The following is a 25,625-nucleotide window of genomic DNA, read 5'->3' as shown; positions in this document are numbered from 1 at the left end:
CACACAGCCATTCGCCCCCGCCCCCCCTTTTCGGCTAGAATCCCCCGATTGTGTTTGCGAACAAGAGATTAGCCATGGCCCACGACAACGCTCCCCGCCTGGAGCCCCGCCTGTTTCATCCCCGTTACTGGGCCAGCTGGTTCGGCCTCGGCCTGCTCTGGCTGCTGACCCTGCTGCCGTGGCGCAGCCAGATGTGGCTGGGCCGTCAGCTCGGTCGTCTCGCCGCCAAGATATTGAAGTCCCGGGTCAAGATTGCCCGTCGCAATCTGGAGCTGGCGATGCCCGAGCTGACCCGGGATGAGCGGGAGAAACTGCTTAAGGCAAACTTCGAGAGCGTGGGCTGCGCCGTGTTCGAGGTGGGGATCGCCTGGTTCTGGCCAGACTGGCGGATGCGCAACCTGATGAAGGTGGAAGGGGAAGAGCACGTCATCGCCGCCATGGAAAAAGGTCAGGGCATGCTGCTGCTCTCCTGCCATTTCCTGACGCTGGAACTCAACGCCCGCTGTTTCGGGCTGGTGCGCCCCGGCGTGGGGGTCTATCGCCCCAACACCAATCCGGTGCTGGAGTATGCCCAGTATCACGGTCGCTGCGCTTCCAACAAATATCTGGTAGACCGGATGGACGTGAAGGGGATGATCAAGGCGCTGCGCAACAGTGACGCCCTCTGGTACGCGCCGGATCACGACTACGGCAGCCACGCCAGTGTGTTCGTGCCTTACTTCGCGGTAGAGCAGGCGGCCACCATCACCGGCACCGCCACCTTGGCGCGGGTGAAGAACACCGTCACCCTCCCCTGCTACAACATCCGCACCAGCGAGGGTTACACCCTGCATATCGGCGCGCCCCTTGCCGACTACCCCAGCGGGGATGACATGGTTGATGCCGCCCGCGCCAACCGCGAGATTGAAGCCGCTGTGCGCAAGGCACCGGAGCAGTACATGTGGCTCCATCGCCGCTTCAAGACCCGCCCCTCCCCCGAGGATGCCGGCTTCTACTGAGCCGCAGCCTCGACAGGGCCAGCTCGCAAAAACTGACAAACCGCCTGCTGGCGGTTTGTTTTTATCTGCTATCAGCCCTGCGCGGCAAACAAGCGCCCCGAACATCTGCCGCGCAATCACATCCTGCATGTTGGCGCCCATTCCCACCAGCCAGCAGCAAAAGAGAGCTCATCACCAACCGTAAAAACTGAAAGCGGGTTACAAATTTATTGATTCATTGATAAGCAATGGAGTGTTGCGATAGATCCATCGTCAATACCCGCTGATGAGTGACTGAATGATTTGTCCCATTCGAATACAAAAATTGAATTTGTGACGAAAGTCACCATTCAACAAGAGAGCCACAAAACAACTTTAGTGATTTGAGTCACAAAAAATGACCATGCAAAACAGAAAAGATCGAAATGTAGCCGAATTACAGCATGGGAATGTGATGTGAGTCACTGGTTATGGAGGGGGTATCGCTGGGTATCTGAGAGCTGGATCACAAGACACCCCGTTTTCAGCCTAATTTGATCGCAAGCTGGTAGATTGAAGTTGCTTAGACGACCGGGATGGAGGTTCGGCAAAACCGGCCATCCCGACTACCACTTTTAATCAAACAGGCTTAAAACGGGGTCCCGACATGTTATCACCGGATACCAAAGTCAAGATACAGAATTTTGGACGCTTCCTGTCCAATATGGTCATGCCCAACATAGGCGCCTTTATCGCCTGGGGCTTTATCACCGCCCTCTTCATCCCCACCGGCTGGCTGCCCAATGAAACCTTGGCCAAGCTGGTCGGCCCCATGATCACCTACCTGCTACCGCTTCTGATTGGCTACACCGGCGGCAAGCTGATGGGCGGTGAGCGCGGCGGCGTGGTTGGTGCCATCACCACCATGGGTGTCATCGTGGGGACCGATATCCCCATGTTCATGGGCGCCATGATGGTCGGCCCGCTCGGTGGCTGGGCCATCAAGCGCTTCGACAAGGCGATGGACGGTCGCGTCAAGAGCGGCTTCGAGATGCTGGTCAACAACTTCTCCGCCGGCCTCATCGGCATGCTGCTGGCGATCCTGGCCTTCTTCGTGATTGGCCCCTTCGTCAAGGTGCTCTCCGGCCTGCTGGCCGGTGGCGTCGGCTTCCTGGTAGAAAACCACATGCTGCCGCTCACCTCCATCTTCGTCGAACCGGCCAAGATCCTGTTCCTCAACAACGCCATCAACCACGGCATCTTCTCACCGCTGGGGATCCAGCAGGCGACTGAGCACGGCAGCTCCATCTTCTTCCTGATTGAAGCGAACCCGGGCCCGGGCATGGGTGTGCTGCTGGCCTACATGGTGTTCGGTCGTGGTGCGGCCAAGCAGTCCGCGGCTGGCGCCTCCATCATTCACTTCTTCGGCGGCATCCACGAGATCTACTTCCCGTACGTGCTGATGAACCCGCGCCTCATTCTGGCGGTGATCGCCGGTGGCATGACCGGAGTCTTTACCCTGACCCTGTTCAATGCAGGTCTGGTCTCCCCTGCCTCACCGGGCTCAATCTTCGCCGTGCTGCTGATGACGCCGAAGGCCTCCCTGATCGGGGTGCTGCTCTCCATCACAGCCGCCACTCTGGTCTCCTTCCTGGTCGCTGCCGTGTTCGTCCGCGCCCAGCAGCCGGAAGCCGACGAGGCCGATGCCCTCGGTGAAGCCACTCGCAAGATGAAAGCCATGAAGGGCGGCAAGCCCGAAACCGCAGCGGCCAAGAAGCCGGGCGGCGAACTGATGGCAGTGCGCAATATCGTGGTCGCCTGCGATGCGGGGATGGGCTCCAGCGCCATGGGCGCCGGCATGCTGCGCAAGCGGGTACAGGCCGCCGGGCTCGATATCAGCGTCACCAACCGCGCCATCGATCAGCTCGACGATCAGGTGGACTGGGTCATTACCCACAAGGATCTGACCGAACGGGCCCGTCGCCATGCGCCGCATGCCCACCACATCTCGCTCACCAACTTCCTCGACAACGGCCTCTATCAGGAGCTGGTACAGAGCCTGAGCCGCGCCGCCAACGATGATGTCGCCAACCCGCAACTGCTGGTGGCGGCCAACGACGACAGCTATGAGCCGCAGGCAGCCGAAGTCTTTACCCTGAGCCGTCATGACGTGCATCTGGGACTGAAAGCGGACAACAAGGAGGCCGCCATCCTGACCGCTGGCCGACTGCTGGCCGAGCGCGGCTACGTGGCCCCCGACTACGTCAACGCCATGCTGGAGCGCGAACAACTGGTCTCCACCTACCTCGGCGAGTCCATCGCCGTGCCCCATGGCACCATCGCCGCCAAAGAGTTTGTGAAGCGCACCGGCATCGTCATCTGCCAGTACCCGGCCGGGGTCGCCTTTGGCGAGGCTGCCGATGAGGTAGCGCGGCTGGTGATCGGCATCGCCGCCCGCAACGACGAACACATGCAGGTGATAACCCGCCTGACCAATGCACTGGATGAACCCGGTCTTATCGACCGGCTGGCCAGCACCACGGATCCCCAGGCCTTCCTGGATCTGCTGGGTGCCGAACAGGCTGCGTAATCATCTTTCATCGTCTTTGGTTCAAGAGGTTAATATCATGAAAACATTGCATTTTGGTGCTGGTAACATCGGTCGCGGCTTTATCGGTAAAGTGCTGGCGGATGCCAGCCATCAGGTCACCTTCGCCGACGTCAACGACACCCTGATCGACCAGCTCAACCACCGCCAGGAGTACAAGGTCCATGTGGTGGGAGCGGATCAGAAGCTGGACGTGGTGCGCAACGTGGCGGCGGTAAGCTCCGCCGGTCACGAGGTGATCGCCCGCATCATCACCGCCGATCTGGTCACCACGGCTGTAGGCCCCAACATTCTGGACAAGATTGCCAGCACCCTGGCCAAGGGGCTGCAGGCCCGTTTCGATGCCGGCAACCTGACCCCGCTCAACGTCATCGCCTGCGAAAACATGGTGCGCGGCACCAGCCACCTCAAGCGGGAGGTACTCAAGTACCTGCCGGTCGCGTATCATGCCACGCTCGAATCCTGTATCGGCTTCGTCGACTCGGCGGTGGATCGCATCGTGCCGCCCTCCGCGGCTGCCAACGATGATCCGCTGGAAGTGACGGTAGAGAGCTTCAGCGAGTGGATCGTCGACCAGACCCAGTTCAAGGGAGAGCTGCCACAGGTGGCGGGCATGGAGCCCACCGACAACCTGATGGCCTTCGTCGAGCGCAAGCTGTTCACCCTCAACACCGGCCACATCGTCACCGCCTATCTCGGCAAATTGCGGGGCTACCACACAGTGCGCGAGGCGATCGAAGATCCGGTGATCCGCAGCAAGGTGCGCCGCGCCATGGAGGAGAGCGGTGCCGTGCTGGTGAAACGCTACGGCTTCGACCCGCGCCTGCACGCCGCCTACATCGAGAAGATCCTGGCCCGCTTCGCCAACCCCTATCTGGTGGACGAGATTGACCGGGTCGGTCGTCAGCCGCTGCGCAAGCTGGCGGCGGGAGATCGACTGGTGAAGCCGCTACTGGGCACCCTGGAGTACGGCCTGCCGAGCGATCAGTTGCAGGAGGGGATCGCCGCGGCGCTCCACTATCGCAATGCCGATGATCCGCAGGCGGTGGAGCTGCAAGCCCTGCTGGCGGAGCTGGGCCCGGCCAAAGCGCTGGCCCGCGTCACCGGACTGGATGCAGAGAGCGAGGTGGTTCGCGCCATCGTCGCCCGTTACGAAACCCTGTAATAACCCTGCTTGCGGCGCATTCAGCCACCACTGATAGCGCGCCAAGCGCTTGAATGGCAAGGGAATGTGCCCCACATGATAAAAACCGGGAGAGAGGCTGACTCTCTCCCTGTCAGCTGGACCCAATGCACCTATGACCACACACCAGGAAGATGAAGTACTGGAACGACTGAACGAGCAGGATGGCCCCCGCGGCTTCTTTCTCGAAGCCGTGACCATCCTGGAAGAGGCGGTCGACTCCCTGATGCGACGCGCGTTCCGTCAGGAGGAGTATGCCGTCAAATACGCCATCGAACCCCTGCTCAACCAGAGCGGCCCCCTCGGCCAGCTGGAGGTGCGCCTCAAGCTCATCTTCGCCCTCGGCCTCATCTCCCTCGAGCGCTATCAGGATATCGAAGCCTATATCAAGATCCGCGACTTTCTGGTGCGAGACCCCAAGGATTACCGCTTCAGCGACAAGCCGATCCGCGATCTGCTCGACCGCCTGCACGGGGTCAATCAGGGCGGCATGATGAAGCTGGAGCCCCCCGCCAGCGAAGAGGATTGGGCCTTCTACCAGATGCAGCTCAACCGGCTCGATCAGATGGTGCGCTCCGCACTGGTACTGGCGCTGGCCGACTGTGTCGGCGAGCTCCACAAGGAGAGCCCCATCTAATCCGGCCCCGAGGCCACACCATCACCACGGTTGGCGTCTGGCTGGCGCCCTGCACACCACCGCCAGCCACCATGACGCCGACTGTCGCACATCTCCCCATCCCGGCCATGATGCACGCTCCTTCAGGTGTCAATCTGACCAACTTAGCCACTACACTAGCTCCATACTCATTGCCTGAATCGAGGTCTGCATGATTGCCCTCTCTCTGGCCGGGATCGCCCTGGTCTCCGTGCTGGCCCAATGGCTCGCCTGGTCGCTGCGGGTACCCGCCATCCTGTTTCTGCTGCTCACCGGCCTGACTCTGGGCCCGGTCAGCGGCCTGCTCGACCCCGATGCCCTGCTCGGGGGTCTGCTGTTTCCGCTGGTCTCCCTGTCGGTGGCCATCATCCTGTTCGAGGGGGCACTGACCCTCCATCTGGCCGAGCTCAAGGGGATCGGCAAGGTGGTGCGCAATCTCTGCTCCACCGGCATGCTGATCAGTTTCGCCGTCATCGGCAGCGCCGGTTACTTCCTGCTGGGGCTGGACTGGCGGGTTGCCACCATGCTCGGCGCTGTGCTGGTGGTAACGGGCCCGACGGTGATCGCCCCCATGCTCAACGTGATCCGCCCCACCCGGGAGGTGGACCGCATCCTGCGCTGGGAGGGGATCGTCATCGACCCCATCGGCGCCCTGTTTGCGGTGCTGGTGTTCGAGGCGGTGCGCCTCGGCAGTCAGGGGGATCTCATCAGCCATACCCTGCTGGCGCTGGGCAAGACAGTGCTGGTCGGTTCCCTGATCGGGGTGGTGGCAGGCTGGCTCACCACCCTGCTCATTCGCAAGGACTGGCTACCGGTCAGCCTGCACAAATTCGGCGTGCTGGCGCTGGTGCTGGTCACCTTCAGCCTCTCCAACTGGCTGAGCCACGAATCGGGCCTGCTGGCGGTGACCGTGTTCGGCATCTGGCTCGCCAATCAGGAGGGGCTGGATCTGGAGGAGGTGCTGGCGTTCAAGGAGGATCTCGCGGTCATCCTTATATCCAGCCTGTTTATCCTGCTGGCGGCCCGCCTCGATCTGGCACAGCTCTGGCAGCTCGGCCCCATGGTGCTGGCGCTGCTCTGCGTGGTGCAGTTTGTGGCGCGCCCGCTCTGTATTCTGGTCTCGACCTGGGGCTCGGATCTCTCCTGGCGAGCTCGCGCCCTGCTAAGCTGGATCGCCCCACGTGGCATAGTCGCAGCGGCAGTCAGTGCCTCGTTTGCCATCAGCCTGCATCAGGCCGAGATCCCCGATGCCGACAAGCTGGTGCCGCTGGTATTTGCGGTGATCATCTCCACCGTGGTGTTGCAGAGCCTCACCTCGGCACCGCTGGCCAGCCTGCTCAAGATGCGCCAGAGCGCCCCCAACACCTGGCTCATCATAGGGGCCAACTCGGTGGCGCGGGCCATTGGCCGGGCGCTGGCGGATCAGGGGGTGCCGGTACAGCTCTGCGATCCTGCCTGGGAGTTCTGCAAACAGGCACGGATGAGCAACCTCCCCTGCTACTTCGGCAACCCCCAGTCGGAACATGCCGAGCTGCACCTGCCGCTCACCAGCATCAGTACCGTGCTGGCGCTCTCCCCCAACCGCCACAACAACGCCCTCGGGGTGCTGCATTTTGCCCACCTCTACGGCGAGGAGCAGGTCTACTCCCTGCGATCCAGCGAGCAGCACGGCAAGGCCAACCGGGAGAGTGCCACCTTTCGCGCTCGCCAGAACCTGTTCGGCCCCGACATCAACTATGCCAAGCTGAGCGGCCTGCTGAGCCGGGGTGGCCAGATCAAGGCGACCCGCCTGAGCGAGGCGTTCGACTGGGCCCAGTATCAGACCGCCAATCCCGGCGCCATCCCGCTCTTCATCATGGATGGCAAGGGCAAGCCCCAGATCGTCACCGGCCCCGTCACCCCGCAGGCGGGTGAGCTGCTGATCGCCCTGCAGCCGCCCAAAGAACAGAGCGCCGAATGAGCGAAGCCAACCACAATCCGCTGATCGCCCCGCTGCTGGTGCTATTGCAACAGGCGGCGGGAAGCTACAAGGTGCATGAACTGATGGCCGCTCTGCGCCAGCAGGGGGAGATCCCTCGGCTGGCCGACGACGAGCAGCTGCAGCTGTTTCGGGTCAACTTCCTGATCATGAACGCCCTCTACCAGCTGCAGGCCGAGCTCTGGCAAGAGGGATGGTGGCTGGTGATCAGCACCCTGGATATCCGGCTCGAACCGCTGGCCGGGAATCAGGAGGCCAACCACGGCTTTGCTGTTGGCGAAAATCTGCGTAGCTACTATCTCGACTGGCAGGTGTTCTGGCAGACCGACCGTACTGAAGTTGAGGCCCTGCTCAACCGCTTCTGGCGCGCTTATGACGGGGAGGGGCACAAAGCCGAGGCGCTGGCCCTGTTCGAGTTGAATGAAGGGGTGAGTCAGGAGGCGATCCGCCGCCGCTGGCGGGAGCTGGCATTGCAGCACCATCCGGATCGGGGCGGCAATGCAGAGACCTTTATCCGCATCCGCTGGGCATGGGAGGTCCTGCGGGGATGATCCCGTTGCCGCACCACTGTTGCCGCACATAAAGGGCAGGCATAGACTGGAGCTGGATATTCCCCACAGGAGAGCATCATGACAGTCAGTGAACTTCGTAAGCTCTATCAGCAACAGATCCTGCAAGAGGCCGAAATCCTCCACGACGTGGCCATCCCCGGCTGGATCATCGAATTCAGAGGCAAGGATGGCGCCCTCTACGAGCTGACCGACACCCTCGGCTGCCCGGTCAGTTTCGGCACCGTTGAGCAGGCCCGCGAACATCTGCATCAGGTGGCCGAATGCCCGGTTCAGGTGGAGCACCTCTACCGCTTCTTCGAACGCTAGCCCCACCCACCGCACACTAAAAAGGCTCCCGAGGGAGCCTTTTGTTATTCCGGTTGCTTTCTATTCCGGTTGCAGCGGTTCCGCCACCTTGCCCTCCAGCTTCCTGACCGGCTTTTGCAGGATCAGGTTGGCCGGATAGGTGACCAGATCACCGTTGTCATCCCGTACCCGCACGTAGAAGAGGCCAATCTCGGTGATGACGCCGGTGACCGAATCGTCCTTGTCGAGGATGCGTATCCGGTCGCCAATCTTGTAGGGGAAGGCAAAGAAGATGGTGATGCTGGCGGTGATGTTGGAGAGGATCGACCACTGGGCGACCATGGCGACCCCCAGTACCGCAAAGAAGGAGGACGCGAGCACCACCAGTCGGGAGAAGTCGAGCCCCCACACCCCGGCCAGCACCAGCAAGGTGGCGCAGCCGAGCAGGAAGTGGAACACATGGGCCACGTAGAGCACCCGGTTCTCGCTCACCTGCCTGCTCTGACCGAGCGCCAGCAGGCTCTTGTGAATCAGCCGCCGGATCAGGGTATGACCCAGCAACAGCAGCAGGGTCAGGCCAATTGATTGCCACATGGGTTATGCCTCCTTACCACCAGCGCCGATGCTTGAGCCAGATAGCCAGCCCGCTTGCCAGCGCCACCAGCGAACCGCAGAAGACCCAGAAGGCGGTCGGATTCTCGGCACCGGGGATACCGCCGAGGTTGATGCCAAACAGGCCGGTCAGGAAGCTGGCAGGCAAAAAGAGCAGCGCCATCACCGACATCTGGTAGGCGCGGCGATTGGTTGCCTCCGCCATCAAATTGTTGATCTCGTCTGCCAGCACAGCGGTGCGCGCCACCCCGGCATCGAGGTCATCGAGCCAGCGCCGCAGCCGATCGGCGATATCGAGCAGACGACGGCGGTCATCCTCATCCAGCCAGCTGATCTTCTCGTTGGCCAGCCGCGCCACCAGATCCCGCTGGGGGGAGAGGTAACGGCGGATCATGATGAGCTGCTTGCGGATCAGCGCCAAGCGGCCATTGGCGGGCATGTCGCGCATCAGCACCATCTCCTCCAGATCGAGGATCTTGTCGTGCAGCTCCTCGACAAACTCCCCCGCCCGATCGGTCAGGGCATCGCAGATCTCCACCAGCCAGTCGGCCGGGGTATCGGCGCCGCCCCCCAGCTTGAGCTGGTTGAACACATCCTGCTCGGAGAGCAGCGGACGACGACGGCTGCTGATGATGAGATCCGGGGTGATGAAGATGCGCAGCGCCACCATCTCTTCGGGCCTGTGATCCTTGTTGTGGTTGATGCCGCGTAGGATCAGCAGCACCGTCTCCCCCATCCGCACCAGCTTGGGACGATTGCTCTGGCCGAGCAGCGACTCCCTGGCCGCCTCGCTGAGCAAGGGTGTCTGCAACAGCCAGCGCGCCGAATCGGGATTGCCGTAATCCAGATGCAGCCAGCCGGGATGTCCCGCCGGGACTTCGCTTCCCGCTGTCAGCGGCGCCATGCCACCCTTGCCATCCAGGGTCAGGGCATAAATCACTTCACCGGGCACCCGATCCATCTCGTCTCCTTCTCGTTTCATGTGCTGGCCCCAGCTTACACCAAAGGCGGGGCCGACTCAGCCCCGCGCCGGGAAGGGGAGGCCTGTGTTAACATGGCCGCTCTCGTTTTCCATCCGCTTTAACTACAGGAAACCATGCCATGCCCATCTGGGTTGATGCCGATGCCTGCCCCATTCCGGTCAAGGAGATCCTCTACCGCGCCGCCCACCGCGCCCAGGTCGTCACCACCCTGGTGGCCAATCAGGGGTTGCGGGTGCCCCCCTCGCCTTTCATTAAAACCCAGCAGGTGGAAAAGGGATTCGATGTGGCAGATCATGTCATCGCCCAGCAGGTTCAGCCCGGCGATCTGGTGATCACCGGCGACATCCCCCTCGCCTCCTGGGTGATCGATGCCGGTGGCGAGGCGCTCAATCCCCGTGGCGAGATCTACACCCGCGAGACCATCAAGGCGCGGCTCGGCATGCGCAACTTTATGGAAGAGTTGCGTTCAGCCGGCGTGCAGACCGGCGGCCCGGCCCCCTTCAATGCCGCCGACAAACAGCGTTTTGCCAACGCCCTCGACAAGTGGCTGGTCAAAGGCAAGCTGTAAAGAGACCCTAAAGGCGCCCTGCTTGGGCGCTTTTTCGCCGTAACATCCTGATTTTTAAAATAAGAGCTGACCACAACCGTCAGGCTGGTAAGATGCGCCGCCATCTTGTCCACGCCGTAATCATCATGACCGCCCAAGGGCACCTGCTCTTCTCCGTTACCTGCACCCTGATCGCCCATAAACTGCAGCTCACTCCGGCACTGGCCGATGCCAGCCTGTGGCAGACCATCCCTGCCGCGCTGGCCAGCGCCCTGTTGCCCGACCTCGACCACCCCAAATCGGTGCTGGGGCAGCGCCTGCCGTGGATCTCGAAACCTCTGTCGCGGCTGTTCGGCCATCGCGGCTTCACCCACAGTCTGCTGGCGGTCGCCGCCGCTATCTGGGGACTGAACCAGAGCCTGCCGCCGGACACCCTGCCCATGGGGGTCAAGGATGCACTCATCGTCGGCTACCTCAGCCATCTGCTGGGGGATTGGCTCACCCCGGCGGGCATTCCGCTCTTCTGGCCCATCAAACGCCGCTTCCGGCTGCCGGGCTGGCCGCTGCGCAGTGGCGGCGCCATCGAAACCGGCTTTTGCACCCTCACCCTGCTGGTTGCCGGCTGGTGGTGCGGCTGGCAGCTGTAAGCCAGAAACAAAAAAGCCCCTGACGAGGTCAGGGGCCCAAGCAGTGGTGCGAACCACTAGAGGATCAGATCATGATGCCTGCGATAACAGCAGAGAGCAGGCTGACCAGGGTAGAACCGTAGACCAGCTTCAGACCGAAGCGGGAAACCATGTTTCCCTTCTCTTCGTTCAGCGCTTTTACCGCACCGGCGATGATGCCGATGGAGCTGAAGTTGGCGAAAGAGACCATGAAGATGGAGAGGATGCCGACGGTGCGCGGAGAGAGCTCGGCAGCCACCTTGCCCAGATCCATCATCGCCACGAACTCGTTGGTCACCAGCTTGGTCGCCATGATGGAGCCGGCTTGCAGCGCTTCACCACTCGGGATACCCAGGATCCAGGCGATCGGGTAGAAGAGGTAGCCCATGACGAACTGGAAGTTCACGCCAAATGTCATCTCGAACAGGTAGTTGATCAGGGCAATCAGGGCGATGAAGCCCACCAGCATGGCACCCACGATCACGGCAACGGTGAAACCAGCCATGATGTACTCACCCAGCATCTCGAAGAAGTTCTCTTTCTTCGGGGTGTGGTGCTCGTCACCTTCGGCAATGGCCTTGATGTCGGTCACGGAGTTATCCGGCTCGTAGGGGTTGATCAGAGAGAGCACGACGAAGGTACTGAACATGTTGAGCACCAGCGCGGCAACCACGTAGCGCGGCTCGATCAGCTGCATGTAGGCACCGACGATGGACATGGATACAGTGGACATGGCAGTCGCAGCCAGGGTGTACATCTGCTTCTCGTTCAGGTGCGGCAGGATGTTCTTGAGGGCGATGAAGTTCTCGGACTGGCCGACGATCATCGAGCTGATGGCGTTGAAAGATTCCAGCTTGCCCATGCCGTTGATCTTGGCCAGCACGGTACCGATACCGCGGATCACCAGCGGCAGCAGACGGATGTACTGCAGAATACCGATCAGCACGGAGATGAAAACGATGGGCATCAGCACCATCAGGAAGAAGGAGAAGGCCCCTTCGTTGACCAAGCCACCGAACACGAAGTCGGTACCCTGTTTGGCAAACTCCATCAACTTGGTGAAGCCGGCCGCGAAACCACCCACCACCGCCAGACCCACTTCCGAGTTCAGCATGAACCAGGCCAGCGCCAGTTCGACCACCAGCAGTTGGCCGATATAACGCAGTTTGATCTGTTTCCAGTTGTGGCGGTTAGCCAGCAGAGAGAGAGCGAGGACCATCACCAGTCCGAGCACAAAGTGAACGTATTCCATACCTGTAGCACCTGAGTAAATTGTAATTTTTGACCGGCGCCATCATAGACATTTGCACATTTAAAAATCAGATAGCCATCACAATCCCGCGCAATATTATGGAGGCAGGATAATACAAACGTTTTTAAATTAATTGTGCAATGAACTGATATTAATCGCGCAACATGGAAATATAAATTCCTTTAAAAACATCGCACTGGGTAAGGTTGGCGCCGTTTTCATGTTCTTTGAAAATATTTCATCAGCATTTTTGCAACATTCCCTATGGCGCAATAACTACTCGTGGAATATTTTCCAGCCATTATATTAAAACACTGAAAATAGAAAACGTTTATCCGCAATAAATAATTAGATGAGTGTTTGAAAAATAGTCCTTATCGCATTGTCGGTGCTCGTCCGCGATCGGTTTGGCAACAAATGAACCTTTCATGGCCCCTCGTGGCCAGCCGTTCAAAAATCCGCCACATCCGGCGCCACATTCTGGTATGATGCGCGGCCTTAGCGCTCGCGCATCCCCGTTTTCTCCGAAATAGAGTCCTTTTGTGAACAACAGCGAATTTAGCAGCCTCAATCTCTCCCCCGCCCTGCAAGAGAACCTCACCAGCCTGGGTTACCTGCAGATGACCCCGATCCAGGCCCAGAGCCTGCCCCTGGTGCTCGATGGCAAAGACCTGATTGCCAAGGCAAAAACCGGCAGCGGCAAGACCGCCGCCTTCGGCCTCGGCCTGCTGGCCAAGCTCAACGTCAACCGCCTCGAAGTGCAGGCGCTGGTACTCTGCCCGACCCGCGAACTGGCGGATCAGGTGGCCACCGAGATCCGCCGTCTGGCGCGCGCCCTGCCCAACGTCAAGCTGGTCACCCTGTGCGGCGGCACCCCGACCGCACCGCAGTCCGCCACCCTGAGCTTTGGTGCCCACATCGCCGTCGGCACCCCGGGTCGTATTCTCAAGCATCTGGAGCAAGGCACGCTGGAGCTCTCCGGCCTCAAGACGCTGGTGCTGGACGAAGCGGATCGCATGCTGGACATGGGCTTTGGCGAAGATATCAACCGGGTCATCAGCTATGCCCCCGAGCGCCGCCAGACCCTGCTCTTCTCCGCGACCTATCCGGAAGGGATCGCCCAGATGAGCCGAGGCGTGCAGCGCAATCCGGTCGAGGTGAGCGTGGAGTCCCTGCACGAGGGGAGCGCCATCGAACAGAAGCTCTACGAAGTGCCTGCCGGTCAGCGCCTCGACGCCCTCACCTGGCTGCTGAGCCACTACCAGCCCAGCTCCTGCGTGGTGTTCTGCAACACCAAGCGCGCCTGTAACGACGTGGCCGACCATCTGGCCGCCAAGGGCTTCTCGGCGCTGGCGCTGAACGGCGATCTGGAACAGCGCGAGCGGGATCAGGTGCTGGTGCGCTTTGCCAACGGCAGCGCCACCATTCTGGTGGCCACCGATGTGGCGGCCCGCGGCCTCGACATCAAGGAACTGGGCGCCGTCATCAACTACGAGCTCACCTATGATCCCGAAGTGCACGTGCACCGCATCGGCCGTACCGGTCGTGCCGGCCAGCAGGGTCTGGCCCTGAGTCTCTATCAGCCGAACGAGGCCCAGCGCGTCAACTTTATCGAAGAGTACCAGCAGGCTCCGATGCCGCTGGGTGATCTCGACAGCATCGGCCGCGACATCAAGCCGATCGCCCCGCAGATGGTGACCCTCTCCATCGACGCAGGCCGCAAGACCAAGGTGCGGGCCGGTGACATTCTGGGTGCCCTGACCGGTGAAGGTGGCATTGCCGGCGCCGACGTGGGCAAGATCCAGATCTCCGAACAGTACTCCTACGTCGCGGTGAAGCGCAGCGTGGCGAGCGCCGCCCTCAAGCGGTTGCAGGAAGGCAAGATCAAGGGTCGCAGCTATCGCGCCCGCAAACTGGGCTAAGGTTTTTTGCAAGCCGTTAGCCAGACCACAGGCGCCTGACAGGCGCCTGTTTCATATCTCCGATGCCGCCATGCGGCAAGACAGGCACCATGACCCAAGCAATCCAAACCGATGTGAGCTGCCAGAACTGCGAAGCCTGCTGCTGCCGCCTCGAAGTGATGCTCTTTACCGATACCGGCGTGCCGGACCGTTATGTACTGGAACGGGAAGGCGAGATACCGGTCATGCGCCGGCTGGACGATGGCTGGTGCGCCGCCCTCGACCGCAACACCATGATGTGCCGTATCTACGAGGTGCGACCGCTGATCTGCCGCGAATTCGAAATGGGTGAACCCGACTGCGTTGACGAGCGGGACAAGTGGTTTATCAAGCTGGATTAACCAGGCTCCTCGAATGCACTCACCACGATGATGTGCCCCATCCATGTACGAGGTACGGCCGCTGATCTGCCGCAAATTCGAAATGGGTGAACCCGACTGCGTTGACGAGCGGGACAAGTGGTTTATCAAGCTGGAGTGAAGCCCGTCCACGCGGGGAGCGGGGTGGTCAAGCGCTCGCAGGTTCACAGGGAGCGATGTTGAGCTGCTCTCCCAGCCACTGGATGGCCGCAGCCTCCTGCTCGAAGTAACGTACCGCCCGAAAGGGTAATCCCTTGAAGATGTTATCCGCCAGATAGCGCTTGAAGCCCCCTACGAAAACCACCGCCAGAAACTGACAGCCACTCTCGGCACACCAGCCAAACTGGCGACGAAAACGGGCCAGCACCTCGGGCCCGGCAGCTTCAAACTCGGTCGCGACCTCGACAATCCCCCAGGGGCCATCCATCAGACCGGCCAGTTCGTGACGAAAGCGCGCCTCATAGGCCATGGCACCAGCCAGATTGAAAGGGCCACTCGGGCGGCAGATCAGCATCTGGCCCCTGCGCTCCATGTCAAATTGCCCATGTGGCTGCATGACTGCTCCCATTCCGTTACCACCACAACCGCCTGCAAATTGTTACCACAAGGTAATAATTTATAAGGAAAAGTCCAGCAGCAAACAGGCTTTCCCCAAAGCGTGGTCATTCTATCCAGCAAACCGTCGGCACCTCATGTTACCCACATCCCGCACTGAATCGATATCAAGATGTGCGATTGCAGTTAACGAAACGTTACTGCTATTATCCGCGCCGCCACAAACATTCCACCTGCCGAAAGGTTTGGCACCTCAACAAGGATGTGCAATGAAAAACAGGGACTCGAGTCATTACCAACGGATCTGGCGCTGGCACTTCTACGCCGGTCTCTTTGTCGCCCCTTTCCTGATCCTGCTGTCACTGACCGGGATCGTCTATCTGTTCAAACCCCAGCTCGACAACCTGATGTACCCCGAGCTGATGAAGGTCGCCCCCGCCAGCCAGACCCTGAGTGCCGACCAGCTGCTGGCCAAGGCGATGATGACCATGCCGGATGCCAGCCTGCGTAAATACCTGCCGCCTGCCGCTCCCGACCTGAGCGCTCAGTTCATCGTCAATCGGGGTGAACAGGAACTGACCCTGTTTATGGATCCCGCCAGCGGCGCCCTGCTCGGCACCATGGACAACAAGTGGAATCTGCAAGCGGTGGCTCGCTCCCTGCACGCCGACCTGCTGCTCGGCACCACGGGGGATCGGCTGATCGAACTGGCTGCAGGCTGGGGGCTGGTACTGCTGCTGAGCGGCCTCTACCTCTGGTGGCCACGCAAGGGGCCCGGGGTGGGCGGCATCCTCTGGCCCAGAGTGAACCAGCGCGGACGCCTTTGGTGGCGGGATCTGCACGCCGTGGTCGGCTTCTGGGGCGCCGGTTTCCTGCTGCTGTTGCTGTTGAGCGGCATGACCTGGACCGGCTTCTGGGGCGATCAGTTCGCCGCGGTCTGGAACCGCTTCCCCGCCGCCATGTGGAACGAGGTGCCCAAATCGGCACCGCTGGCTCGCAGCCTGAATCAGGCCCACGAGCAGACCGTTCCCTGGGCGGTGGAGAACACCCCCATGCCCAGCTCGCAGCCGGTCGATGAGGGGCACGATCACGGTGCCATGAACCACGGCGAGCATGAGGGAGTGGTGATGGCCAGCCAGCGCATTGCGCTGCAACAGGTGGTCGAGATCGCCCATGAGCGGGGAGTCCAACCGGGTTACAGCATCACCCCGCCGGTCGGCGTTACCGGCGTCTACACCATCGCCCTGTTTGCCGACGATCCGCGCAACGACGCCACCCTGCATATCGATCAATACAGCGGCAAGGTGCTGGCCGATGTGCGCTGGCAGGATTACGGCCCGGTCGCCAAAACGGTGGAGAGCGGCGTCATGCTGCACATGGGCAAGCTCTACGGCTGGCCCCATCAGCTTGCTATGCTGCTTGTCTGCCTGATGGTGCTGGCCAGCGCCGTGAGCGGTCTGTGGATCTGGTGGTGCCGCCGTCCGCATGGCCGTCTCGCCGCGCCGCCGCTGCCCGCCAAACTCCCGCCGATGCGTGGCGCCATCGCCCTGCTGATCCTGCTGGGGATAGCCTTCCCGCTGGTGGGCGCCTCCATGGTCGCCCTCTGGCTGCTGGATACCCTGATTTTCTCCCGCCGCCCTCTAAGGGTGGCACGCGCCAGCTAGTCAATAACATCATTAACCAACAGAGAGGGCTCCCGCTTGGGAACCCTCTCTGTTTCATGGCTGCCGACTATCACTCCTGCTCGACTAACAAGAGAATTTTCTTGGCCTTCTCGAAGTGATCGAGCTTGTGGGTCTGGATCCACCAGGTCGCCGCCTCCATCAACAAATCGGGATCGTCATTGCGATTGGCAAAAAAAGCATAAAAGGAGAGCCCGACCGTCTCCCCCTTCTGGGCGATTTTCTGCTGGCATACCTGAATGATTTTCTGTTTGAGTGATGCACGCATGGCAATCTTCCTGTCTGACTGATTCAGTACCAACGCGTTGCATCGGCACACAAAAAGGGCTCCCGCCTCGGGAGCCCGTTTCACATAACAACAAGCAGGTCGATCATCAGGAGAGCGCCAACCCGATGGAGAGCAGCAGGCTGAACAGAAACGCGCTGATGGCGGTCTTCTTGAGGGCCCCTGTCAGCACCTCGCCATCGTAGCTTTCGCGCAAGGTGCGGGCCGCATCGCTGAGAGGCTTCATGGCGGGCAGGAAGATCCACGGCCAGAAACTGGCGGGCTGGGTCAGGATAAAGGCGATGGTTGCCAGCAGCGCCGCCCCCAGCAGTACCCAGTGATAAGCGATGGCGCGGTTGCGGCCAAGGCGCACCGCCAGGGTGATCTTGCCGCTGGCGGCGTCGGTCTCGATGTCACGCACATTGTTGATATTGAGCACGGCGGTGGCCAGCAGGCCACAGGCGGTGGCGGGTAGCAACAGATCCCACTCCAGCGTCTTGGTGAAGAGGTAGTAGGAGCCGAGCACCCCAAGCAGACCGAAGAAGAGGAACACCGAGATGTCGCCAAACCCGCGATAGCCGTAAGGGGTCTTGCCGACGGTGTAGGTCACCGCCGCGACAATCGCTGCGCCACCCAGCACCACAAACGCCAAAATCTGCAGCCACTGGCCACCGAAGGCACAGCCCAACAGCAGCAGGCCACTGGCCACCGCCGCCAGCGCAGTCAGCCCCATCGCCACGCACATCTGCTTTTTGGTGATAAGACCGGAGACCACCGCCCGCTGCGGGCCGATCCGTTCACCGTTGTCGGCGCCGGAGACCGCATCGCCGTAGTCGTTGGCCAGATTGGAGAGGATCTGCAGCAGGATGGCGGTCAGCAGGGAGAGCGCCATGATGGTGCCATCGAAGGCACCACGACTGGCAGCCAGCCCCGAGCCCAGCAGGATGGAAGAGCAGGCGAGCGGCAATGTTCGCAAACGCGCCGCCAGCAACCAAACAGAGAAGGTATTTGTCATTTTGTGATGGCCAAACAATCGGATATTGATCGTGTTAAGGGTTATCGAACCGGATTTGGGTATACTTGGCCCCGGAGAGTGAAGCTCCCGCGGGCGATTTACATGGACGAATGGGCAGATAATATATAGGAAATCATCGCCCTTTGGCATAAACCTACGGCATCCAGCTACCGGATCGCTCGTTACTACCCGGCTCAGAAAAGAATCCATGTTGGCTCAGACCCATATCAAGCAACAACTGGACGCCCTGCGTCACAGCAACGTCAGCGGCTTCGTACGGTTGCGAGTGGCGATCGAAATCCGCTCCTTTCTGGGCTGGCTCGCGGCGCAAACCCTCTATCCCCGCATCTACTGGCAGGCCCGTGGAGAAGCTCGTCCCGAGTATGTCGCGCTGGGCGCCATCCATGAACTGACCGAACCGCACGCCATCAAGCAGGTGTGCACGAACACAGCCAACCAGCATCATGACGACAGCCCTCGCTACTATGGCGGACTGGCGTTCGATCCGGCCCAATCCGGCTGGCAAGGGTTTGGCCCCTGCCGTTTCGTGCTGCCCCGCATCGAGCTGGTGCGCCGTGGCGAGTGCGTCAGTCTCTGCCTCAACCTATGGCTGGATGAAAACAATCTCGAGGCCGAACTGCAGGCGGCCGAAGCCGCCCTCGATGCCCTGCGCCCGGAAGCCCCGCTGCCCGTCCTGCAAAAACAGCCCTGGCAGCGACAGGATTGCCCCGGCCCCGCCCAGTGGCAGACGCTGGTGGAGCGCGTCACCGCCTCCGATTTTCAGGCGCACACTCCCAAGGTGGTGCTATCGCGGGAGAGCCTGCTGACCAGTCCGAACCATGATGCGGATATCAATCCCTGGGCCATGCTCGACCAGTGGGCCCGCCACGCCCAGGACTGCTTCCACTTCGGTTTTCAATTCTCCCCCGAGCAGGCCTTTATCGCCTGTTCTCCCGAGCGGCTCTACCGCCGGGAAGATCGCCACCTCTTTACCGAGGCGCTGGCGGGCACCATTCGCCGCTCCGGCGATGAAGAGGTCGATGCCCAACTTGCCGCCGAGCTGCTGGCCGACAGCAAGAACCGGCTGGAGAACCGGCTGGTACACGCCGACATACTCAGCCGTCTGGCGCCACTGACCCACGATGCCACCCTGACCGAGCCGCGCATTCTCAAACTGCGGCTGCTGCAACACCTCAAGTGCGATATCGAAGCCGAGCTCAAGCCCGGGGTCTGCGACTGGCAGTTGCTCGACGCCCTCCACCCGACTCCGGCGGTGGGCGGCGCTCCGCGCGAGGCAGCCCTCGCCTTTATCCGCGAGTTCGAGCCCTACGATCGGGGCTGGTACGCCGGAGCCTGCGGCATGCTGAGTCGGGAGACGTCCGAGTTCTCGGTCGCCATTCGCAGCGCCCGTATTCAACCGGGCAGCGTCACCCTGTTTGCCGGTGCCGGCATTGTCGCCGGTTCCGAGCCTGTCGCCGAGTGGGCCGAACTCGACAACAAGATCGCCAATGTGCTCTCCCTGCTGGGATAGTCATTCACCCTTTTCACGCTACGAGAGCCCCTATGTCCACCCGTAAAGAGCCTGCCAGCGAAGCGTCTGCCTGCACCGAGTTTGCCAACCTGCACGCCACCTTCAACCACGTCTGGTCCTCCCTCTTGCTGGAGGAGCTCTTTCGCCTCGGGGTGCGCGACATCGCGCTGGCCCCCGGCTCCCGCTCTGCGCCGCTGACCATGGCAGCCGCGGCCCATCAGGGCTTTCGTCGTCACTTGCACTTTGACGAGCGCGGCCTCGGCTTTATGGCGCTCGGGCTGGCCAAGGGGAGCAACCGGCCGGTGGCGGTGATCATGACGTCGGGCACCGCGGTGGCCAACCTCTGGCCCGCCGTGGCAGAGGCCCAGCTCACCGGCGTACCGCTGATTATTCTCTCCGCCGATCGCCCTCACGAGCTTATCGACAACGGCGCCAATCAGGCGATCGACCAGCAGGGGATCTTCGGCCGCTACCCCGTCTATCAGCAGAACCTGCCGAGCCCCACCCCGACCATTCCGGCGGCGTTTGTACTGAGCTCGGTGGATCAGGCGCTGGCCAAACAGGCGCTCACCCCCGGGGTGGTGCACTTCAACTGCATGTACCCCGAGCCCCTCTACCCGGGCGAGCACTATCAGGATTTCTCCGACTATCTGGCCCCCCTCGGTGACTGGCTCGGCTCGCGCAAGCCGTGGAGCCCGTGGCAGCAAAACGAGCCGAGCTGCCCACCTCAGGCGGAGTGGGAAACCTTTCGCCAACAGCGCGGCATTATTGTCGCCGGCAGGATCACTGACCCCGAACAGGCACAGGTGGTCGCCGAACTGGCAGAGCAACTTGGCTGGCCGTTGCTGGCAGATCTGCAGAGCCAGATCCGCTTCGATAGCCGCAACCTCATCCACATGGATATGGCGCTCAACGACCCTGAATTCGTCGCCGAGCTGGGCCGCGCCGAGGTGCTGCTGCAATTTGGCGCGCGGCTTGTCTCCAAGCGGCTTGGCCAGTTCATCAAGCACCATTCATGGCAGGATTACTGGCTGGTGGATCCGCAACCGGCGCGGCTCGATCCCGACTACCGGCTGCGCAACCGGCTGCTCTGCAGCGCCAGCGCCTTTGCTGCAGCCCATCCGGTCACCACACAAGCCCCTTGGCACACATTGGCCGAGCGGCAACACAACGCAAGCCAGCAGATCGCCGCTGCCTGCGAGCACTTCTCCGAACTTGGGGTCTGCCATCGCCTCAACCGCCTGATCGAAGGGCAACTGTTTGTCGGCAACAGCATGCCAGCCCGACTGATGGATATGCTCGGCGAAACGGGCAAGGGGCCGAGCCGGGTGATGACCAACCGCGGCGCCTCCGGCATCGATGGCCTGATCGCCACCGCCTACGGGTTTGCCCAATCGATCGAGCCGGACAGCGATGAGCCCACCACCCTGCTGCTTGGGGATCTCAGCGCCCTGCACGATCTCAATAGCCTCGCCCTGCTCAGCAAGGCGAGCCGACCGCTGGTGGTGATCCTGCTCAACAACGATGGCGGCAGCATCTTCCGTATGTTGCCAGTACCCACCGAAGGGGAGTTGCTGGAGAGCTACTATCGACTGCCCCACGACTCAGCTTTGAACATGCCGCCGCCATGTTTGGTCTCGCCTATCGGGCGCCGACCACCCTGCCCGAGTTCGAACGCGATTACCGCGCCGCCCTCAAACATGGCGTTACCTTGATCGAGATCCGGGTACCGAGCGAGCAGGTGGCCGATGATCTCAAGGCGCTGGGGGCCGCCATCCGTGGCAAATAAAGATGCCAATGTACCACTGGTGCTACTGCACGGCCTGCTGGGGGATAGCGGCGACTGGCAACCGGTGATCGACCGGCTGCCCGCCATCCGCTGCATCGCCCTCGATCTGCCAGGTCATGGTCAGCATAGCGCTCTCACCGTCAGCGACTTTGAGCAGAGCCACCAGTGGCTGGTCGCCGAGCTGGCCAGCCGCAACATTGAATGGTATCTGCTGGCGGGTTATTCGCTGGGTGGGCGACTGGCCCTCTATCACGCCAGCCGTGAGCCGGCGGGGCTATCGGGACTGCTGCTGGAGAACTGCCACCCGGGGCTACCAGACAATGAACGGGCCGCCCGCATCCAGCACGATGAACAGTGGGCGCAGCGCTTCGAGCGTGAGCCCCTGGCTGACGTGCTGGCAGACTGGTACCGGCAAGGGGTGTTTGCCGATCTTGACGATGCGGCCCGGGCCAGCCAGATCGCCCGCCGCCTTGGCAACGACGGTCAGAGCATCGCCACCATGCTGCGCGCCACCTCGCTAGGCAAGCAGCCGGATCTCGCCCCCTGGCTCATGGCGAGCCAGCTGCCGGTCACCTGGGTGAGTGGCAAGCGGGATCACAAATTCCATCAGCTGGCTTGCCAGCTGGCGAACCAGGATCGCAGAATCAACCACTTGGTGCTGGATGGCGGCCATAATCTGCATGCCCATCAGCCTGATAACTTTGCCCGACTCCTCGCGGAGTGGGTCAACCAACAAGAAGAGACGAGTCATGATTGAAGCAATGACGGAAGCGGAACTGTATGCACCTGTTGAATGGCAAGATTGCTCCGCCGGTTACGAGGACATCCTCTATCACAAGTCCAACGATGGCATTGCCAAGATCACCATCAACCGCCCCCAGGTGCGCAACGCCTTCCGCCCCCGTACCGTCAAAGAGATGCTGCAGGCGCTGGCCGATGCCCGTTATGACGATCAGATCGGCACCATCATCCTGACCGGTTTTGGCGAGAAAGCCTTCTGCGCCGGCGGCGACCAGAAGATCCGTGGCGACTACGGTGGCTATCGCGATGACGAGGGGACTCACCACCTCAACGTGCTCGACTTCCAGCGCGACATCCGCACCTGCCCGAAACCTGTGGTTGCCATGGTGGCCGGTTACGCGGTCGGTGGCGGCCACGTGCTGCACATGATGTGTGACCTGACCATCGCCGCCGACAACGCCCAGTTTGGCCAGACCGGCCCGAAAGTAGGCTCCTTCGACGGCGGTTGGGGTGCTTCCTACATGGCTCGCATCGTCGGCCAGAAGAAGGCCCGCGAAATCTGGTTCCTCTGCCGCATGTACGACGCCCAGCAAGCCCTCGACATGGGTCTGGTCAACACCGTTGTGCCGCTGGCGGATCTGGAGCGTGAAACCGTACGCTGGTGCCGCGAAATGCTGCAAAACAGCCCGATGGCGCTGCGTTGCCTGAAAGCCGCCCTCAATGCCGACTGTGATGGTCAGGCGGGCTTGCAGGAGCTGGCGGGCAATGCCACCATGCTCTTCTACATGACCGAAGAGGGTCAGGAAGGCCGCAACGCCTTCAACGAAAAGCGTCGCCCCGACTTCTCCAAATACAAGCGGAACCCCTGATGACACTCGCCCTGTATCGCTATCAACTGCCTTTTACCCAGCCCCTGACCTTTCACGGCAAGGTGGAGGTGGCGCGAGAGGGGCTGTTGGTGCGCATCAACGACGGCTGGGGGGAAATTGCCCCCCTGCCCGGCTTCTCGAAAGAGAGCCTGCAACAGGCAGAGGCAGAAGCCCTTGCCACGCTGGCAGCCTTGGCTGCTGGCGACACCCCGAACCCCGTGCTGCCGTCGGTGCTATTTGGCCTCGACTGCGCGCGCCGGACATGGCCCGAACAGAGCAACCCGCTGCCGGAGCCCTATCCCCTCATTCAAGGCTCCCCCCAGGAGCTGCTGCGCAACTGGAAAGAGTGGCTGCACCGCACGCCCGGCAAGGCCAAGCTGAAAGTGGCGCGTTACCCGATGCGTGACGAGCTGGCACTGATCCGCCTGCTGTGCGACCGCCTCCCCTCCCTCAAGCTGGTGCTGGATGCCAACCAGGGCTGGACTCGCGAGGAGGCGTGGACCTTCTGCGGCCACCTCGACCCCAATCGCATCGAGTATCTGGAAGACCCCTGCGCCGACTTTGCCGACATCGCCTTTGTCGCCAACCGCACCGGCATGCCGGTGGCGCTGGACGAGCTGCTGGCACAAGGCAAGCCGTGGGAGCCGATCCCGCAACTGCGCGCGCTGGTGCTCAAGCCTACCCTGCTCGGTTCACTCGCCAACAGCGAAGCGCTGATCGCCCGCGCCCGCGAACTGCGGCTCAAGGTGATCATCTCCTCCTGTTTCGAATCGGATCTGGGCCTGAACCAGCTCTTTCATCTGGCAGGCGAATGGGCTCCCGAACAGGCGCCAGGTCTGGATACCCGCCGCTGGATGGCAGGCAATCTGCTGGGGGAAGATGGCAAACCGGATCTGAGCCGACTGGAGCAACTGTATTACCGTGATTGACCCCTCCCGTTCACCCGAACAGACACCTTGCCCGGTACGCCACCGGGCAATCACAGCCCCGAACCGCATTGCCATCCACGCAGTCTCCCCCCTCAGTTACCGCCAACTCGATGCCCGCCTCAACAGCCTGTGCCAACAGCTGGAACAAGCCGGAGTGCGTCGTGGCGATCATCTGGTAGCGGTGGTGCGCGGTGCGCTGGAAGATGTGCTGCTGGCGTGGGCCTGCGTGCGCAGCGGTGTGGTGTTCTGCCCGCTCAACCCCGCCTTTCCTCTCGAAAAGCAGCGCGAACTGGCGGTACAACTCGATGCCGATGCCTTCTGGTCGGCAGGGGAGATCCCGGCAGGCAACTGGCAGCCCTTGCAGCTCGACTTCACGCACGAACTGCCAGCAAGCGAGGAAACATGGCCGCTGGCATCGACCCAGCTCAACAACATGATCCTCACCTCCGGCTCCAGTGGTACGCCGAAGGCCGTGGTACAACGGCTGGCCAACCATCTGGCTTCGGCTCGCGGTTCAGGCGCTCTGATCCCCCTCGATCAGGGGTGCGGCTGGCTGCTCTCCCTGCCGCTGTTTCACGTTGGCGGTTACGCCATCCTGTTTCGGGTTTTTTTGGCGGGCGCCACTCTGGTGCTGGACGATCGCAGTCAGCCGCTCAAGGCGCGGCTTGAACAGCAACCCATTACCCATCTCTCGCTGGTGCCGACCCAGCTCTGGCGCCTGCTGGCAGAGGGTTTTGATCCCGCCCGTACCCGCCTGCGCGAATTGCTGCTCGGTGGCGCCGCCATCCCGCAGCCGCTGGTAAGTCGCCTCTGCGCCATGGGGCTCGAACCCAAGGTGAGCTATGGTCTCTCCGAGATGGGCAGTCAGGTCTGCACCGCTATCCCCGGCGATGCTGGCGTAGTTGGCAAACCGCTACCGGGACGGGAGGTGTGCATCCGGGAGCAGGAGATCTGCGTGCGCGGCACCACCCTGTTCGCCGGTTACTACCGGGATGGCGCGCTGGAACTGCCCCTCGATAACGAGGGCTGGTTTCATACCCGCGACAAGGGGAGGTTCACTGTGGCAGGGGAGCTGCTGGTAGAGGGACGGCTCGATAACCTCTTCATCTCGGGTGGCGAAAACATCCAGCCCGAAACCATCGAGCAGCGACTGGTAGATCATCCCGCTGTCGCCCAAGCGCTGGTGGTGCCGGTGCCGAGCGACGAGTGGGGGCAACGCCCCGCCGCCTTTATCGACTGGCACGGCGAGCCGGTTCCCGACTCCGAACTGGCTGCCTGGATCCGCAGCACCCTGCCCGGCTTTATGGTGCCCGACCACTGGCTCCCCTGGCCCGATCTTGGCGGTAATCTCAAGCCCTCTCGCCAACTGCTGGGCAAGGTAGCCCGACAACAGACCACTCGGGCACGACAAGCTGAATGAGATCGGACTCACAATTTACCGATCTTCTTTGAAAACAAAAAAAGAAACATGTGAGTCCTCACTGCGGCGCCAACCCACGATAATTCGATCAGACTCAAAAAGCCACCATCTTATTGATTTATCTGATTTTTAATTGGCAATTGATATCCCTTTGGAACTGTTTAAATTGCCTTGCGATTACTCGCAAGACAATACACAAACAACAACAAAGGG

23 protein-coding genes and 2 pseudogenes are annotated in these 25,625 nt (G+C 61.6%); 19 read left to right on the top strand and 6 right to left on the bottom strand.

Annotated features, from left to right (window positions below; translation table 11 throughout):
• The first annotated feature begins 74 nt into the window (after positions 1–74).
• The 7 genes from lpxL to ACTG2B_RS02785 all read left to right on the top strand — a co-directional run bounded on the left by lpxL (position 75) and on the right by ACTG2B_RS02785 (position 8,258).
• The gene (lpxL, locus tag ACTG2B_RS02815) at positions 75–998 is read left to right on the top strand and encodes an LpxL/LpxP family Kdo(2)-lipid IV(A) lauroyl/palmitoleoyl acyltransferase (protein WP_429201391.1); all 924 of its coding nucleotides are present in this window, start codon (positions 75–77) and stop codon (positions 996–998) included.
• Between the two features lie 625 nt (positions 999–1,623).
• Complete coding sequence (locus ACTG2B_RS02810; protein ID WP_439995169.1) at positions 1,624–3,546, top strand: PTS mannitol transporter subunit IICBA; 1,923 nt, start codon at positions 1,624–1,626, stop codon at positions 3,544–3,546.
• 37 nt (positions 3,547–3,583) lie between these two features.
• Positions 3,584–4,729: a mannitol-1-phosphate 5-dehydrogenase gene (locus ACTG2B_RS02805; protein WP_429145676.1), complete on the top strand. Its 1,146-nt coding sequence runs from the start codon at positions 3,584–3,586 to the stop codon at positions 4,727–4,729.
• Positions 4,730–4,862: 133 nt separating this feature from the next.
• Positions 4,863–5,384, top strand: a complete 522-nt coding sequence (locus ACTG2B_RS02800; RefSeq protein ID WP_005335907.1) for an MltR family transcriptional regulator — start codon at positions 4,863–4,865, stop codon at positions 5,382–5,384.
• A gap of 190 nt (positions 5,385–5,574) precedes the next feature.
• Positions 5,575–7,362, top strand: a complete 1,788-nt coding sequence (locus ACTG2B_RS02795; RefSeq protein ID WP_439995168.1) for a cation:proton antiporter — start codon at positions 5,575–5,577, stop codon at positions 7,360–7,362.
• Positions 7,359–7,931 (top strand): DNA-J related domain-containing protein, encoded by a 573-nt coding sequence (locus tag ACTG2B_RS02790; protein WP_439995167.1) that lies wholly within the window; start codon positions 7,359–7,361, stop codon positions 7,929–7,931. Before ACTG2B_RS02795 ends, ACTG2B_RS02790 begins: the two co-directional genes overlap by 4 nt.
• A 78-nt stretch (positions 7,932–8,009) precedes the next feature.
• Positions 8,010–8,258 carry a hypothetical protein gene (locus ACTG2B_RS02785; protein ID WP_139430387.1) on the top strand — a complete coding sequence of 83 codons (249 nt, stop codon included), beginning with the start codon at positions 8,010–8,012 and terminating at the stop codon, positions 8,256–8,258.
• Positions 8,259–8,318: 60 nt separating this feature from the next.
• Here the strand turns inward: ACTG2B_RS02785 and ACTG2B_RS02780 are convergent, their stop codons facing one another.
• Together ACTG2B_RS02780 and zntB are read right to left on the bottom strand one after the other, a co-directional pair.
• Positions 8,319–8,831: a mechanosensitive ion channel domain-containing protein gene (locus ACTG2B_RS02780; RefSeq protein ID WP_005354921.1), complete on the bottom strand. Its 513-nt coding sequence runs from the start codon at positions 8,829–8,831 to the stop codon at positions 8,319–8,321.
• 13 nt (positions 8,832–8,844) lie between these two features.
• Positions 8,845–9,810, bottom strand: coding sequence for a zinc transporter ZntB (zntB, locus tag ACTG2B_RS02775; RefSeq protein ID WP_162506411.1), 966 nt, complete (start codon positions 9,808–9,810; stop codon positions 8,845–8,847).
• A gap of 140 nt (positions 9,811–9,950) precedes the next feature.
• Here zntB and ACTG2B_RS02770 point away from each other — a divergent pair, with 140 nt between their 5' ends.
• Both ACTG2B_RS02770 and ACTG2B_RS02765 read left to right on the top strand, forming a co-directional pair.
• Positions 9,951–10,400, top strand: coding sequence for a YaiI/YqxD family protein (locus ACTG2B_RS02770; protein ID WP_005335916.1), 450 nt, complete (start codon positions 9,951–9,953; stop codon positions 10,398–10,400).
• 125 nt (positions 10,401–10,525) lie between these two features.
• Entirely contained in the window at positions 10,526–11,026 is a 501-nt protein-coding gene (locus ACTG2B_RS02765) for a metal-dependent hydrolase (RefSeq protein WP_139430446.1), read from the top strand.
• A 64-nt stretch (positions 11,027–11,090) separates the two neighbouring features.
• Here ACTG2B_RS02765 and ACTG2B_RS02760 read toward each other — a convergent pair whose 3' ends face one another.
• Positions 11,091–12,296 (bottom strand): NupC/NupG family nucleoside CNT transporter, encoded by a 1,206-nt coding sequence (locus tag ACTG2B_RS02760; protein WP_439995166.1) that lies wholly within the window; start codon positions 12,294–12,296, stop codon positions 11,091–11,093.
• A gap of 542 nt (positions 12,297–12,838) precedes the next feature.
• On the opposite strand from ACTG2B_RS02760, the gene dbpA reads away from it, so the two are divergent.
• The 3 genes and pseudogenes from dbpA to ACTG2B_RS02745 form a co-directional block, all read left to right on the top strand.
• Positions 12,839–14,218 carry an ATP-dependent RNA helicase DbpA gene (dbpA, locus tag ACTG2B_RS02755; protein WP_128834241.1) on the top strand — a complete coding sequence of 460 codons (1,380 nt, stop codon included), beginning with the start codon at positions 12,839–12,841 and terminating at the stop codon, positions 14,216–14,218.
• Between the two features lie 89 nt (positions 14,219–14,307).
• Complete coding sequence (locus tag ACTG2B_RS02750; protein ID WP_005363120.1) at positions 14,308–14,598, top strand: YkgJ family cysteine cluster protein; 291 nt, start codon at positions 14,308–14,310, stop codon at positions 14,596–14,598.
• Between the two features lie 43 nt (positions 14,599–14,641).
• Positions 14,642–14,737 (top strand): annotated as a pseudogene (locus ACTG2B_RS02745) (YkgJ family cysteine cluster protein); the annotation flags it as partial.
• 27 nt (positions 14,738–14,764) lie between these two features.
• On the opposite strand, the gene ACTG2B_RS02740 reads toward ACTG2B_RS02745, so the two are convergent.
• Positions 14,765–15,172 carry a hypothetical protein gene (locus tag ACTG2B_RS02740; RefSeq protein WP_069554668.1) on the bottom strand — a complete coding sequence of 136 codons (408 nt, stop codon included), beginning with the start codon at positions 15,170–15,172 and terminating at the stop codon, positions 14,765–14,767.
• A gap of 268 nt (positions 15,173–15,440) precedes the next feature.
• Between ACTG2B_RS02740 and ACTG2B_RS02735 the strand changes: the two genes are divergently transcribed.
• A complete protein-coding gene (locus ACTG2B_RS02735; RefSeq protein WP_439995165.1) occupies positions 15,441–16,835 on the top strand; it encodes a PepSY-associated TM helix domain-containing protein in 1,395 nt (464 codons plus the stop codon).
• A gap of 70 nt (positions 16,836–16,905) precedes the next feature.
• On the opposite strand, the gene ACTG2B_RS02730 is transcribed toward ACTG2B_RS02735, so the two are convergent.
• On the bottom strand, positions 16,906–17,121 hold the full coding sequence (locus ACTG2B_RS02730; protein ID WP_033136028.1) for a DUF6500 family protein: 216 nt from the start codon (positions 17,119–17,121) through the stop codon (positions 16,906–16,908).
• 106 nt (positions 17,122–17,227) lie between these two features.
• The gene (locus ACTG2B_RS02725; protein WP_162519728.1) at positions 17,228–18,133 is read right to left on the bottom strand and encodes a 1,4-dihydroxy-2-naphthoate polyprenyltransferase; all 906 of its coding nucleotides are present in this window, start codon (positions 18,131–18,133) and stop codon (positions 17,228–17,230) included.
• A gap of 208 nt (positions 18,134–18,341) precedes the next feature.
• Here ACTG2B_RS02725 and ACTG2B_RS02720 point away from each other — a divergent pair, with 208 nt between their 5' ends.
• From ACTG2B_RS02720 to menE, 6 genes and pseudogenes are all read left to right on the top strand, one after another.
• Positions 18,342–19,664 carry an isochorismate synthase gene (locus ACTG2B_RS02720; RefSeq protein WP_064335378.1) on the top strand — a complete coding sequence of 441 codons (1,323 nt, stop codon included), beginning with the start codon at positions 18,342–18,344 and terminating at the stop codon, positions 19,662–19,664.
• A gap of 32 nt (positions 19,665–19,696) precedes the next feature.
• Positions 19,697–21,453 (top strand): annotated as a pseudogene (gene menD / locus ACTG2B_RS02715) (2-succinyl-5-enolpyruvyl-6-hydroxy-3-cyclohexene-1-carboxylic-acid synthase).
• Positions 21,413–22,210: a 2-succinyl-6-hydroxy-2,4-cyclohexadiene-1-carboxylate synthase gene (gene menH / locus ACTG2B_RS02710; RefSeq protein WP_439995164.1), complete on the top strand. Its 798-nt coding sequence runs from the start codon at positions 21,413–21,415 to the stop codon at positions 22,208–22,210. The pseudogene menD and the gene menH overlap by 41 nt, the downstream one beginning before the upstream one ends.
• Positions 22,203–23,063, top strand: coding sequence for a 1,4-dihydroxy-2-naphthoyl-CoA synthase (gene menB, locus ACTG2B_RS02705; protein ID WP_042081860.1), 861 nt, complete (start codon positions 22,203–22,205; stop codon positions 23,061–23,063). Before menH ends, menB begins: the two co-directional genes overlap by 8 nt.
• A complete protein-coding gene (menC, locus tag ACTG2B_RS02700) occupies positions 23,063–23,992 on the top strand; it encodes an o-succinylbenzoate synthase (protein WP_439995163.1) in 930 nt (309 codons plus the stop codon). The genes menB and menC overlap by 1 nt, the downstream gene beginning before the upstream one ends.
• On the top strand, positions 23,985–25,412 hold the full coding sequence (gene menE / locus ACTG2B_RS02695) for an o-succinylbenzoate--CoA ligase (RefSeq protein ID WP_439995162.1): 1,428 nt from the start codon (positions 23,985–23,987) through the stop codon (positions 25,410–25,412). The genes menC and menE overlap by 8 nt, the downstream gene beginning before the upstream one ends.
• Positions 25,413–25,625: the final 213 nt, after the last annotated feature.

Origin of the sequence: Aeromonas sp. 30P, assembly GCF_051919805.1 — a bacterium.
Classification (GTDB): domain Bacteria; phylum Pseudomonadota; class Gammaproteobacteria; order Enterobacterales; family Aeromonadaceae; genus Aeromonas; species Aeromonas veronii.
The sequence above is the reverse complement of the archived record's forward strand: the minus strand, read 5'-3'. Positions and strand labels throughout refer to the sequence as shown.